Here is an 11,580-nt window from a genome sequence, read left to right as displayed (position 1 = left end):
TCGGGCGTCGCCGCGCCGAGAATGGCGCCGGCGGCGAAGATGCCGGGCACCGAGGTCTCGCCGCGCCCGTCCACCACCGGGCGGCCATGGGCGAAGGCGCAGCCCAGGGCCAGCAGCAGCAGCGGCTCGTCGGCGCAGAGGAGGAGGCGGGTGAAGGGCAGGGCATGCACGCCAGACGCATCCTCCACCCAGAGCCGGCCCGGCGTGGCGTGCCAGGCGGTGGCCGCAGGCCGCGCCACCAGCCGCGCCCCCGGCAGCAGGGCGAGCGCCGCGCGCCCGGCCGGGCCGCCGCCGATGATGATCACGCTCACGCCAACTCCTCCTCCGGCAGGTCGGCCAGCTCGCCCACGGTGATGGGCTTGTAGGGGGCGCGGGGGCGCAGCACGCCGGTCTCCTCCATCGAGGCGCCGCGCGTCTCGGCGATCAGCGCGGCGACGGTGGTGCCGCACATCCGCCCCTGGCACGGCCCCATGCCGGCGCGCAGATAGGCCTTCACCTGGTTCGGCCCCGTGGCGCCGAGCCGCGCCGCCTGCCGCACCTGCCCGGCGGTGATCTCCTCGCAGCGGCAGACGATGGTGGCGTCGTCGCGCGGCGCCAGCACCTCGGGCGCCGGGGCGTAGAGCGCATCGAGGAAGGGGCGCAGCGCCAGGGCCTCGGCCAGCGCCGCCCGGTGCGGCGCGGCGCGGCGGTCACGCGCGCCGGCGTCCAGCTTGCCGGCGCGGTGGGCGGCATCCAGCGCGGCGAGGCTGCCGGCCTCCGCCGCCGCCTGCCAGCCGCCGATGCCGGCGCCATCGCCGGCGATGGCGATGTGCGGCGCGCTGCTGGCGCCCCAGGCATCCAGCACCGGCCGCCAGCAGCGCTGCGCCGCGTCCCATTCATGCGCCAGCCCCAGGGCGCGGGAGATATGGGTGGCGGGGATGACGCCCTCATGCAGCAGCAGCGTGTCGCATTCCGTGCCGCCGCCTTCCCAGGCGACGCGGCGCAGGCTGCCCTCGCCCTCGGCGCGCAGGCCGCGCACGCCGGAGACGATTTTCATGCCGGCGCGGCGGGCCTCCCACACCAGCGCGGCGCCCTTGGCCAGCATGGCGCGGCCCTGCCACAGCCCGCCCTGGCGCAATGCATGGCGCAGCGCGCCGCGCGGCGTCGTCTCCAGCAGCAGGGCCGGGGCCTTGCCGGCACGGGCGAGCTGCGCCGCCAGCAGCCAGAGCAGCGGCCCCTGTCCGGCGAGCACCAGCCGCCCCTTCGGCACCGCGCCCGCCTGCTTGAGCAGGATCTGCGCGGCCCCCGCGCTCATCACGCCGGGCAGGGTCCAGCCGGGGATGGGCACCGGCCGCTCCTGCGCGCCGGTGGCCAGCAGGATGCGCGCGGCGCGGGCGGTGCCACCACCCCGTGGGGCGCCTTCAGGACCGCGCAGCGAGAGCAGCCCGGCCTCGGCGTCGATGTGCCAGACCTGCGTCTCCGGCCGGTAGTCGATGCCCGGCATGGCGCGGAAGCGGCGGGCGAGTTCCGCCCCGGCCGCGGCGTACTCGCCGGCCAGGGCGGGGTCGGCGGCGGCGCGCTCCACGCCGCGGAAGATCTGCCCGCCGGGGGCGGGCTGCTCGTCCAGCACCAGCACGGAGAGGCCGAGCCCGGCCGCCTCCAGCGCCGCGCTCATGCCGGCCGGGCCGGCGCCGAGGATGGCGAGATCGTATTCCATCAGGCCACCCCCGCCATCCGCGCACCGCGCTGCGGGGCGATGCGCATGCCCGGCCGCACCGTGACCATGCAGGCCTGCCGGTTGGCCACGCCGTCGATCTCGGCGAGGCAGTCGAAGCACACGCCCATCATGCAGTAGGGCAGGCGGGGGGCGCCGCTCACCGGCGTCTCGCGGCTGGCGGGCAGGCCGGCCAGCAGCAGGGCGGCGGCGGCGGAGGCGCCTTCCGGCACCCGGCAGGGCTGGCCATCCACCAGCACCTCCACCGTGGCGGGGCGGATTTCAGGCCGCGTGGCGAACATCGAAGCGTCTCGCTGTGAAGGGGGCCATCTCGGGCTCCAGGGCGCCGGCGGCGATCATCGGCGCCAGGCGGTTGGCGTGGGTGCCGGCCAGCGTCACGCCGGAATGGCAGTTGGCGGTGAAGGCGCCGGGGAAGCGCTCCGACTGGTCGTAGATGGGCAGCCCGTCCGGCGCCATCACGCGCAGCGCGGACCAGGCGCGAACGAGGTTCAGCTCGGCGATCCAGGGAAAGGAGAGCACGGCGCGGCGGGCGATCTGCCGCATGATCTCGGTGTTCTGGCCGAGGTCGAAGCCGGCATCCTCCTTGCTGTCGCCCAGCATGAGGGAGCCTTCCTCCGTCTGGCGGATGGTGGTGGTGGGCATGGGCAGCACCTGCCGCGTGCGCTCGGTGACGAGGATCTGCCCCCGCTCCGGCCGCACGGGGGCGGAGAGGCCGAAGCGCGGCGCCAGATCGGCATTGCCGAGGCCCGCCGCCAGCACGATGCGCGGCGCGCGGTGCCGGATGCCGCCGGCCTCGACGCTGAAATCCTGCGGCGCCGCCGTGCTGCGCTCGACCCGCGCATTGGGCTGGTAGCGGCCGCCGAGGCCGATGAAGGCGGTGTGCAGCGCCCGCAGCAAATAGAGCGGGCTGGCATGGCCGTCATAGGGCGTCCAGCTCACGCCGGCCACCTTCGGGCCGAGGCCGGGCAGCATGTCCCGCGCCTCGGCGCCCGGGATCATGCGGTATTCCATGCCGAGATTGCCGGCCTCGCGCTGCAGGCGGGCCATGTAGTCGCCGCGCTTCTCGAACTCCTCCCCGGAGAGGCAGATATGCACGCCGCCCGGCTGGTGCAGCCCGGTGCCGATGCCCGTCCGCTCCTGCAACTCGGCGGCGAGGGAGGGCCATTCCTCGGCCGAGCCGCGCGTCCAGCGCTGGTAGTGCGGCGCGCCGAGTCCCTTGGACTGCACCCAGACCAGGCCGAAATTGCCGCGGCTGGCGCGGAAGGCGACATCGCCCTCGTCCAGCAGCAGGGTGCGCAGCCCCTGGCGTTGCAGGCCATAGGCGATGGCGGCGCCCACCAGGCCGCCGCCCACCACCAGGGCGTCGTGGTTCTCACTGTTCATGCGCGGCGTTCTCCGGTCAGCAGCCGGTCGATGGGATAGAAGCGGTCCAGCACCACCAGCACCAGCGCCGTCACCAGGATCAGCGCGGCGGAGACGGAGGCGACCAGCGGGTCCGTCATCTGGTCGATATAGGTGAAGAGGCGCACCGGCAACGGCGTCTCGGACGGCGAGGCGAGGAACAGGCTCACCGTCAGCTCGTCGAAGCTGGTGATGAAGGCGAGCGTCCAGCCGCCGGCGATGCCGGGGGCGATCAGCGGCAGGGTGATGCGGCGAAACACGGTGAGGCGCCCGGCGCCGAGATTCTCCGCTGCGCGTTCGATGCGCGGGTCGAGCCCGGTGAGCGCGGCGGCGACGAGGCGCGCCATGTAGGGCACCACCACCACCAGATGCGCGGCCACCAGCGCGCCGAAGCTGCCCACCAGCCCGAGGCCCGAGAAGAAGCGCAGCAGCGCGACGCCCAGCACCACATGCGGCACCATCAGCGGCGAGGCGAGCAGCGCCATCAGCGAATCCCGCCCCAGGAAGCGCATCCGCACGATGGCGATGGCCGCGGGCACCGCCACCATCGCCGCCAGGGTGGCGGCGACAAAGGCGAGCTTCACGCTGACCCAGAAGCTCTCCAGGAAGCGCGGGTTGTCCAGGATCGCCCACCACCAGCGCAGCGAGGCGCCCTCCCACGGCATGGCGAGGAAGCCCTTGTTGGTGAGGGAGACAAGGAACACCACCAGGAGCGGCGCCAGGATGAAGGTGACGAAGAGCGCGTGGAAGCCCAGCGCCAGGGCATTGTTGCGGCCCATCACGCGGCACCCAGGCGGCGCAGGGCAGGGCGCTCGACCAGCCGTGTCCAGAGCAGGGTGGCGGCGAGGATGGCCAGCAGCAGCAGCACGGCGATGGCGGCGCCGAGCGGCCAGTTCAGCGTGTTGAGGAACTCCGTGTAGGTCATGCTGGCCACCACCTTCAGCCGCTTGCCGCCCAGCATGGCGGGGGTGGCGAAGGCCGAGGCGGAGAGGCAGAACACCATCAGCGCGCCGCCCAGCATGCCGGGCATGATGTTGGGCAGCACCACGCGGCGGAAGGCGGCGGCCTTGCTGGCACCGAGGCTCTCGGCGGCCCGCAGCAGCGCCGGGTCCAGCCGCCCGAGGCTGGCCCAGACCGAGAGCACCACCAGCGGCACCATGACGTGCACGAGGCCGAGGATGATGGCGAACTCGGTGAACATCATGCGGAAGGGCGCGCCGGGGATGCCGAGCGCCAGCATCGCCTGGTTCAGCAGCCCGTTGGTGCCGAGCAGCACCATCCAGCCGAAGGTGCGCACCACCACCGAGACCAGCAGCGGCCCGACGACGACGAGCAGCATCAGCCCGCGCCAGCGCGGCGCCATGCGGTGGATGATCCAGGCCTCCGGCACGCCGAGCAGAACGCAGAGCGCCGTGACGATGAGCGCGATGCGGAAGGTGCGGGCCAGCGCCTCGTGGAACAGAGAATCCCGCGCCAGCTCGGCATAGTTGGCGAGGCTCCAGCCGGGGGTGATGCCTGTGTCGAAGTCGAAGCCCTGGAAGCTCAGCGCCGCGACGCCGAGCAGCGGCAGCAGCAGCGCGCCGCCCAGCGCCAGCAGCGCCGGCAGCGAGAGCAGGAAGGGCGCGGGCAGGCGGAAGCGCGCGCGCCGCGCCGGCGTCGCCGCGGGCGGGGCGAGGGCTTCCCCGGGCAGAGCCGCGCTCATGCCGCGGCCTCCGTCATCCGCAGGCTGTGCGGCTCCCAGGCCAGCGCCACGGGGGCGCCCTCCTCGGCCGCCGGCGCGCCGGTGTTCTGCGCGGTGACGAGCATGTCGCCCGCCGGCGTCGCCACGCGGTAGAGCCAGAAGCCGCCGAGGAAGACGCGCGAATGCACCTGCCCCGGCAGGCCCGCGCTCCCCTGCGGGCGCAGCATCAGCCGCTCCGGCCGGATGGCCAGCGCCACCTCGCCCGAGAGCGCCGCGAGCGTCTCCGGCAGGGCGAAGCGGTGCCCGGCGGCCTCCGCCACGCCGCCCGCCGCGCGCGCCACGATGCGGTTGCTGCGGCCGAGGAAGTCGGCCACGAAGGCATCGGCCGGCGCGTCATAGGCGCGCCAGGGCGCGTCGATCTGCACGATGCGGCCGCCCTGCATCACCGCCACGCGGTCGCACAGCGCCATCGCCTCCTGCTGGTCGTGGGTGACGAGGATGGTGGTGACGCCGACGCGCCGTTGCAGCTCGCGCAACTCCACCTGCATCTCCTCGCGCAGCTTGGCGTCGAGGTTGGAGAGCGGCTCGTCCAGCAGCAGCAGGCGCGGCTCGATGACAAGGGCGCGGGCCAGCGCCACGCGCTGCTGCTGCCCGCCCGACATGGCGCGCGGGAAGCGGTCCGCCAAGTGCGAGAGATGCACGAGGTCCAGCGCGCGGGCCACGCGCGCCGCGCGCTCGGGCTTCGGCACGCGGCGCATCTCCAGGCCGAAGGCCACGTTCTCCGCCGCCGTCATGTGCGGGAACAGCGCGTAGGACTGGAACACCAGCCCGATGTTGCGCCGGCTGGCCGGCACCGCTGCGAGGTCCTGCCCCGCGAGGCGGATGGCGCCCTCGGTCGGCGCCTCGAAGCCGGCGATCATCTGCAGCGTCGTGGTCTTGCCGCAGCCGGACGGCCCGAGCAGCCCGAGGAACTCCCCCTGCGCCACGCGCAGGGAGATGCCGCGCACCGCCTGGACGGGGCCATAGCTCTTGCCCACCCCGTCCAGGACCAGGAAGGCATCCCCCCCGGCCATGCTCAGCGCTCCACCTCGCGCTGCCAGCGGCGCGTCCATTCCTGGCGGGCGGGGTTGATCACGCTCCAGTCCAGCCCGATCAGCGTCTTCACCTGCTCCTCGCCATAGATGACGTGCCGCGCCACCTCGGGCGGCAGCTGGGTGTTCCGGTTGGTGGGGCCGGAGCCGTATTCCTTCGAGAAGGCGGCCTGCACATCCGGCGAGACCAGGTGCGCCACGAATTTCTGCGCCAGCTCCGGCGCCGGGTTGCCCTCCACCGCGCAGGTCGCCGTCATCAGCGCCACGCCCCCCTCCTTGGGGGCCACGAAGCCCATCGGGAAGCCCGCCACCTGCATGGCCCGCGCGCGGGAGGAGCCCCACACCGCCATCCAGATCTCGCCCGAGGTGAACATCTCGCTCATCTTGCCCGGGCTGCTCTCATAGGCGAGCACGTTGGGGTTCACCTTCTCCCGCATGGCGCGGAAGCCGGGGCCGGGCTCCCGCTCCGAGCCGCCATTGATCCGCGCCATCATGGCGACGGTGTGCACGCCATAGGTGTTGTCGATGCCGGGGATGGAGATGCGGCCCTTGAGGTCGGCGCGCGTCAGGTCGTTCCAGCTCGTCGGCACCGGCAGGTTCCGCTCGCGGAAGAGCTTCTCGTTGTAGGCGAGGCCGGTGTAGCCGAAGCCGGTGCCGAGCGCCGCGCCATCGCCCAGCACGGCGATGGGGTAGAGCGCATCCACCGCCGCGCGGTCCGTCACCTTCTGGCAGAAGCCGAGGCCGATCGCCTGGAACATCGGTCCGTCATCGACGACGATGACGCCGATCTGCTGGTTCCCCTTCTGCGCCTGCACTTTCGCCAGCGTGTCGGTGGAGTTGCCGGTGAGATAATCGACGCGCACATTGTTGGCGCGCTCGAAGGGCGGGATCACCTGCTCCCGCATCACCTTCTCGTAGCTGCCGCCATAGGCGGCGACGACGAGGCGCTGCTGCGCCATCGCCTGGCCCGTGGCGAGGGCGAGCATCGACGTCGCCGCCAGAAGCAGTCTTTTCATGGTCCCGTTCCTTTGCCTCTCCTGAACCGGGAAGTCGGCGCGTGGCATCTGGGCCGCGGCTGGTCGCGGCCAAAAGGGTGATGTGCCATTCAGGCGCCGTCCCGGCCTGTGCGGGAAGGCTGGCACCCGTTGCCTCCACGCGGCAAATACATAATGCTCGCGGTTCCATTCCTGGAAGTAGCGAAACTCCCGCCCATGACGCCGGCCCGTCTCCGCCAGCTCGAAGCCTTCCGCGCCATGCTGCGGGCCGGCTCCGTGGGCGCGGCGGCGGAGTTGCTGTCGCTCTCGCAGCCCGCCGTCACCAAGCTGCTGCGGGCGCTGGAGGAGGAGACGGGGCTTGCCCTGTTCGACCGCAGCCGGCGCCGCCTCTCCCCCACGCCGGAGGCGCGGCGCTTCGAGGCGGAGGTGGAGGCGCTGTTCGCCGCCGCAAGGCGGGTGGACCAGCTGGCCAGCGACATGCGCACCACCGGCGTGGGCGAGCTGCGCGTGGCCTGCCTGCCGCTGTTCGGCGCCGCGCTGATCCCGTCGCAGCTCGCCCGCTTCGCGCAGGGCAGCGGCCGGCCGCGCGTGGCGCTCACGGTGAACAGCTCGCACGAGGTGGTGGAGATGGTGCGGCGGGGCGGTGCCGATCTCGGCTTCGCCCTGCCGGTGCCGGCGATGCCGGCGCTGCACGCCGCGCCGCCCTACCGGCTGCCCGCCATGGTGCTGCTGCCGCCCGGCCACCCGCTCGCCGGGCGCGGCGAGGTGGCACCGCGCGACCTGGAAGGGGAACCCTGCATCTCGCTCGGCGGCCAGTACCGGCTGCGCCACCTGGCGGACGAGCTGTTCGAGCGGCACGGCGTCTCCCGCCTGATGGCGGCGGAGACGCAGAACGCCCAGGCCGCCTGCGCCATGGTCGCCGCCGGCCTCGGCTTCGCGGTGACCGACCCGGTGACGGCGAGCGGCTTCGCCGGCACGGCCCATCCGGTGCGGCTGGTACCGGGCACGGTGTTCCACATCCATGTCCTGGCGCCGCCGGGGCGGCCGCTGCCGCTGCTGGCGCGGCGCTTCCTGCAGCAGGTCACGGCCGCGCTGGCGCCGCTCGGCGTGCGGCCGGCGGGGGGGATGCGCGCCCGCCCGCGCGGCGGCTGAGGGCGGCGCTCAGAGCGCCAGCTGCACCTTCACGTTCCGCGCGCGGTCGGCCGCCGCGGCGAAGGCGCGCGGCGCCTCGGCCAGGGGAAAGGTGGCCGTCAGCAGCGGCATCACGTCGATGGCGCCGCGCGCCAGCACCTCCACCGCCTGCTCGAACTCCTCCAGGAAGCGGAAGGTGCCGCGCAGGGTGATCTCCTTGGCCACCACCAGGCTCACCGGCAGTGGCACCTCGCCGCCGATGCCGAGCTGGACCAGCGTGGCGCCGGGGCGTGCCGCCATCAGCGCCGCCGGCAGCGCCGCCGCCGCGCCCGAGGCCTCGAACACCACGTCGAAATGGCCCTTCTCCCGCCCGTAGGGCGCCAGCGCCTCCGGCGCCTCACGCGTGTTCAGCGCATGGTCGGCGCCGAGGCGCGTGGCGAGGCGGAGCGGCGCCTCGGCGATGTCGGTCGCCACCACCTCGCGCGCGCCGGCCAGCCGCGCCACCAGGATGGTCAGCGCGCCGATCGGGCCGGCCCCCGTCACCAGCACCCGCCGGCCGAGCAGCGGCCCCGCCTGCCGCGCCGCGTGCAGGCAGACGGCGAGCGGCTCGGCGAAGGCGGCGCGCTGCACCGGGAGCCCGGGCGGCAGCGGCACCGCCTGCGCCTCGGTGCAGACCAGATGCTCGCGGAAGCCGCCATCGACATGCGGCATCCGCATGGCGCTGCCGAGGAAGCGCATCTCCAGGCAGTGATGCGCGGCGCCCTCGCGGCAGTAGCGGCAGGCGCCGCAGGGGCGGCTCGGATTCACCGCGACGGCGTCGCCGGGCTTCACCCGCGTCACCCCCGGGCCGGTCTCCGCCACCTCGCCGGCGATCTCGTGCCCCAGCACCATCGGCTGGCGCAGCCGCACCGCGCCGAAGCCGCCATGCTGGTGGTAGTGCAGGTCCGAGCCGCAGATGCCGCCCGCCTGGATGCGCACCAGCACCTCGCCGGGGCCGGGGGCGGGCGTCTCCACCGGCTCGACCCGCAGGTCGTGCGGCGCGTGGATGACGGCGGCCATGGATTCGGTGGGCATGGTTCCTCCCCGGATGTTCTTCCCTGCGGCCCAGCATAGCCGCTTTCACGCCGCGCGGAGGCCTTGCCGCGCGGGGGGGCGGATTGACAGACAATTCCCTCGGGGCCGAGAGTGGCGGGCGGCGGGAAGCGGCACCGCACAAGGCCGCCCCGCACCGGACAATGGGAGGACATGGTGGACGCACATGGCATGGACGTGGCTCCGGCCGCGACGGAGGAATGGCCCGGTGCGCTGTTCGCCCTGCTCAAATCCCACGGCATCCGGCAGGTCGCCTTCGTGCCGGATGCCGGGCACTCGCACCTGATCCGCCGCTGCGAGGAGGACCCGGACATCAAGGCCGTCGTCCTCACCACCGAGGAGGAGGGCATCGGGCTGATGCTGGGCGCCTGGCTCGGCGGCGAGCGCGGCGTGCTGCTGATGCAGAGCTCGGGCGTGGGCAACTGCATCAACATGCTCTCGCTCGCCACGCTGCACCGCACGCCGATGCCGATGATCGTGACGATGCGCGGCGATTTCGGCGAGTTCAACCCGGCCCAGGTGCCGATGGGCAACGCCACCCAGACCGTGCTGGAGGCCATGGGCACGCTGGTGCGCCGTGCCGACCACAGGGAGGACGTGGTGCCCACCGTGGACGCCACGCTGCGCATGGCCTTCAACACCTTCCGCCCCACCGCGACGCTGATCGGCCAGCGGGTGCTCGGCGCCAAGACCTTCGGCAAGGAGTGAGCCCATGGCGATGATATCCTCCGGCACGCTGGACCGCCGCGCCGTCGTCAACGCCCTGCTGGCCGAGCGGGGGGAACTGGCGGTGATCGCCGGGCTGGGCGCGCCCGCCTGGGACATCACGGCGGCGGGCGACCACCCGCGCAACCTGCCGCTCTGGGGCGGCATGGGCTCGGCCGCCAGCATCGGGCTGGGGCTGGCGCTGGCGCAGCCGCGCCGCCCGGTGCTGGTCATCACCGGCGATGGCGAGATGCTGATGGGGCTCGGCACGCTCGCCACCATCGCCGTGGCGCGGCCGCCCAACCTCTCCATCGTGGTGCTGGACAACGAGCACTATGGCGAGACCGGCATGCAGCGCACCCACACCGGGGCGGGGGTGGATCTGGCGGCCATGGCGCGCGGTGCCGGCATTCCGCGCGTCCATGCGGTGCGGGATGAGGCGGAGGTGGCGCCGCTGCGCGCGGCGATCCACGAGGCCTCCGGCCCGCTCTTCGCCCAGGTCAAGATCAAGGCCGACGCGCTGAAGCTGGTGCTGCCGCCGCGCGAGGGCGCCTATCTGCAGGCGCGCATGCGCGAGGCGATCCTGGGCCCGCAGGCGCATCTCGCCTGAGCGCGTGGGTGGCACCCCGCTCCACCCGGCCGCGCCGCCAGCAGGCATGACGGCCTCGGCCGAGGCCGCCACCCCGCCGCCGCCCGGGGCGGCCCTTGCCCCGGCGCCCTCGTGCGGGGCGCTGTTCCTGGGCTTCCTCGGCCTCGGGCTGATCGGCTTCGGCGGCGTGCTGCCGATGGCGCGCCGCATGCTGGTGGAGGAGCGGCGCTGGCTCTCCGCCGAATCCTTCACCGAGCTGCTGGGGCTCTGCCAGTTCCTGCCCGGCGGCAACGTCATCAACCTCTCCGTGGCGGTGGGGATGGAGTTCCGCGGCGCGGCGGGCGCGGCCTCGGCGCTGCTGGGGCTGGTGCTGGGCCCGACCGCCGTCGTCATCGGGCTGGGCGTGGTCTATGACCGCTTCCGCGACGACCCGACGCTGCAGCACATGTTCGCGGGCCTCGCCGCCGCCGCCGCCGGCCTGCTGGTGGCGACGGCGCTGAAGATGCTGGCGCCGCTGCGCCGCAACGGGCGGGCGCTGCTGGTGGTGGCCGCCACGCTCATCGCCATCGCCGTGGCGCGCTGGCCGCTGCTGCCCAGCCTGATGGTGCTGGCGCCGGCCAGCATCCTGCTCTGCGGGCGGCGCGGGCGGTGATGGGCACGCTGGCCGCGCTGGCCATCATCTTCGCGCAGCTCTCCCTGCTGGCCTTCGGCGGAGGCAACACCATCCTGCCGGAGATGCAGCGGCAGGTGGTGGAGGTGCACCGCTGGATGTCGGCGCAGGAGTTCGGCGCCCTCTTCGCGCTTGCCCAGGCGGCGCCGGGACCGAACATGATGGTGGTGCCGCTGGTGGGCTGGCATGTGGCGGGCCTGCCGGGGCTGCTGGTCTCGGCGCTGGCCAAGTTCGGCCCCTGCTCGGTGCTGACGGGGGTGGTGGTGGGGCTGTGGCGGCGCTTCAAGGACCGCCCCTGGCGCCGCGTGGTGCAGGCCGGGCTGGTGCCGCTGACGGTGGGGCTGGTCTCGGCGAGCGCGGTGCTGATCAGCGGCGCCACGGGCCGCACGGCGGGGCTGCTCGGCGTCACGGCGGGGGTGGCTGCGCTGTCGCTGCTGACGCGGCTGCACCCGCTCTGGCTGCTGGCGGCGGGCGCGGTGGCCGGCCTGGCGGGCGCCGGCGGCTGAAGGGC

General features: G+C 74.0%; 14 protein-coding genes. 5 read left to right on the top strand and 9 right to left on the bottom strand.

The features are described from left to right. From ACZJYS_RS18395 to ACZJYS_RS18360, 8 genes are all read right to left on the bottom strand, one after another. Positions 1–311 (bottom strand): hypothetical protein (locus ACZJYS_RS18395; protein WP_493179863.1); only part of this gene is annotated, 311 nt, incomplete at its 3' end. After that, positions 308–1,696 (bottom strand): FAD-dependent oxidoreductase, encoded by a 1,389-nt coding sequence (locus ACZJYS_RS18390; protein ID WP_493179862.1) that lies wholly within the window; start codon positions 1,694–1,696, stop codon positions 308–310. The genes ACZJYS_RS18390 and ACZJYS_RS18395, both read right to left, overlap by 4 nt. Next, the gene (locus tag ACZJYS_RS18385; RefSeq protein ID WP_379652198.1) at positions 1,696–1,995 is read right to left on the bottom strand and encodes a (2Fe-2S)-binding protein; all 300 of its coding nucleotides are present in this window, start codon (positions 1,993–1,995) and stop codon (positions 1,696–1,698) included. Before ACZJYS_RS18385 ends, ACZJYS_RS18390 begins: the two co-directional genes overlap by 1 nt. Next, the gene (locus tag ACZJYS_RS18380) at positions 1,976–3,097 is read right to left on the bottom strand and encodes an NAD(P)/FAD-dependent oxidoreductase (RefSeq protein WP_493179861.1); all 1,122 of its coding nucleotides are present in this window, start codon (positions 3,095–3,097) and stop codon (positions 1,976–1,978) included. Before ACZJYS_RS18380 ends, ACZJYS_RS18385 begins: the two co-directional genes overlap by 20 nt. Next, the gene (locus ACZJYS_RS18375) at positions 3,094–3,894 is read right to left on the bottom strand and encodes an ABC transporter permease (RefSeq protein ID WP_493179860.1); all 801 of its coding nucleotides are present in this window, start codon (positions 3,892–3,894) and stop codon (positions 3,094–3,096) included. The genes ACZJYS_RS18380 and ACZJYS_RS18375 overlap by 4 nt, the downstream gene beginning before the upstream one ends. Then, positions 3,894–4,817 carry an ABC transporter permease gene (locus ACZJYS_RS18370; protein ID WP_493179859.1) on the bottom strand — a complete coding sequence of 308 codons (924 nt, stop codon included), beginning with the start codon at positions 4,815–4,817 and terminating at the stop codon, positions 3,894–3,896. Before ACZJYS_RS18370 ends, ACZJYS_RS18375 begins: the two co-directional genes overlap by 1 nt. Continuing rightward, complete coding sequence (locus ACZJYS_RS18365; RefSeq protein ID WP_219929741.1) at positions 4,814–5,869, bottom strand: ABC transporter ATP-binding protein; 1,056 nt, start codon at positions 5,867–5,869, stop codon at positions 4,814–4,816. The genes ACZJYS_RS18370 and ACZJYS_RS18365 overlap by 4 nt, the downstream gene beginning before the upstream one ends. A gap of 2 nt (positions 5,870–5,871) precedes the next feature. Further along, positions 5,872–6,903, bottom strand: coding sequence for an ABC transporter substrate-binding protein (locus ACZJYS_RS18360; protein WP_493179858.1), 1,032 nt, complete (start codon positions 6,901–6,903; stop codon positions 5,872–5,874). 195 nt (positions 6,904–7,098) lie between these two features. On the opposite strand from ACZJYS_RS18360, the gene ACZJYS_RS18355 reads away from it, so the two are divergent. After that, entirely contained in the window at positions 7,099–8,034 is a 936-nt protein-coding gene (locus tag ACZJYS_RS18355; protein WP_493179857.1) for a LysR family transcriptional regulator, read from the top strand. Positions 8,035–8,043: 9 nt separating this feature from the next. Here ACZJYS_RS18355 and ACZJYS_RS18350 read toward each other — a convergent pair whose 3' ends face one another. Further along, entirely contained in the window at positions 8,044–9,087 is a 1,044-nt protein-coding gene (locus ACZJYS_RS18350) for an L-idonate 5-dehydrogenase (RefSeq protein WP_493179856.1), read from the bottom strand. 189 nt (positions 9,088–9,276) lie between these two features. Here ACZJYS_RS18350 and ACZJYS_RS18345 point away from each other — a divergent pair, with 189 nt between their 5' ends. The 4 genes from ACZJYS_RS18345 to ACZJYS_RS18330 are packed head-to-tail and all read left to right on the top strand — an operon-like array spanning position 9,277 to position 11,575. Beyond that, positions 9,277–9,813 (top strand): thiamine pyrophosphate-binding protein, encoded by a 537-nt coding sequence (locus tag ACZJYS_RS18345; protein WP_109517434.1) that lies wholly within the window; start codon positions 9,277–9,279, stop codon positions 9,811–9,813. A gap of 4 nt (positions 9,814–9,817) precedes the next feature. Next, a complete protein-coding gene (locus tag ACZJYS_RS18340) occupies positions 9,818–10,420 on the top strand; it encodes a thiamine pyrophosphate-dependent enzyme (protein ID WP_181378144.1) in 603 nt (200 codons plus the stop codon). 46 nt (positions 10,421–10,466) lie between these two features. Next, entirely contained in the window at positions 10,467–11,051 is a 585-nt protein-coding gene (locus tag ACZJYS_RS18335) for a chromate transporter (protein WP_493179855.1), read from the top strand. Then, entirely contained in the window at positions 11,051–11,575 is a 525-nt protein-coding gene (locus tag ACZJYS_RS18330) for a chromate transporter (RefSeq protein ID WP_219929743.1), read from the top strand. The genes ACZJYS_RS18335 and ACZJYS_RS18330 overlap by 1 nt, the downstream gene beginning before the upstream one ends. Positions 11,576–11,580 lie beyond the last annotated feature (5 nt).

This window comes from Roseomonas sp. TS2 (assembly GCF_058833935.1).
This window is presented reverse-complemented; position numbering and strand designations above follow the sequence as displayed.

Coding starts and splice junctions, on each gene's coding strand:
- ACZJYS_RS18390 (WP_493179862.1), bottom strand. CDS start 1,696: ATGGAATACGATCTCGCCATCCTCGGCGCCGGCCCGGCCGGCATGAGC.
- ACZJYS_RS18385 (WP_379652198.1), bottom strand. CDS start 1,995: ATGTTCGCCACGCGGCCTGAAATCCGCCCCGCCACGGTGGAGGTGCTG.
- ACZJYS_RS18380 (WP_493179861.1), bottom strand. CDS start 3,097: ATGAACAGTGAGAACCACGACGCCCTGGTGGTGGGCGGCGGCCTGGTG.
- ACZJYS_RS18375 (WP_493179860.1), bottom strand. CDS start 3,894: ATGGGCCGCAACAATGCCCTGGCGCTGGGCTTCCACGCGCTCTTCGTC.
- ACZJYS_RS18370 (WP_493179859.1), bottom strand. CDS start 4,817: ATGAGCGCGGCTCTGCCCGGGGAAGCCCTCGCCCCGCCCGCGGCGACG.
- ACZJYS_RS18365 (WP_219929741.1), bottom strand. CDS start 5,869: ATGGCCGGGGGGGATGCCTTCCTGGTCCTGGACGGGGTGGGCAAGAGC.
- ACZJYS_RS18360 (WP_493179858.1), bottom strand. CDS start 6,903: ATGAAAAGACTGCTTCTGGCGGCGACGTCGATGCTCGCCCTCGCCACG.
- ACZJYS_RS18355 (WP_493179857.1), top strand. CDS start 7,099: ATGACGCCGGCCCGTCTCCGCCAGCTCGAAGCCTTCCGCGCCATGCTG.
- ACZJYS_RS18350 (WP_493179856.1), bottom strand. CDS start 9,087: ATGCCCACCGAATCCATGGCCGCCGTCATCCACGCGCCGCACGACCTG.
- ACZJYS_RS18345 (WP_109517434.1), top strand. CDS start 9,277: ATGGACGTGGCTCCGGCCGCGACGGAGGAATGGCCCGGTGCGCTGTTC.
- ACZJYS_RS18340 (WP_181378144.1), top strand. CDS start 9,818: ATGGCGATGATATCCTCCGGCACGCTGGACCGCCGCGCCGTCGTCAAC.
- ACZJYS_RS18335 (WP_493179855.1), top strand. CDS start 10,467: ATGACGGCCTCGGCCGAGGCCGCCACCCCGCCGCCGCCCGGGGCGGCC.
- ACZJYS_RS18330 (WP_219929743.1), top strand. CDS start 11,051: ATGGGCACGCTGGCCGCGCTGGCCATCATCTTCGCGCAGCTCTCCCTG.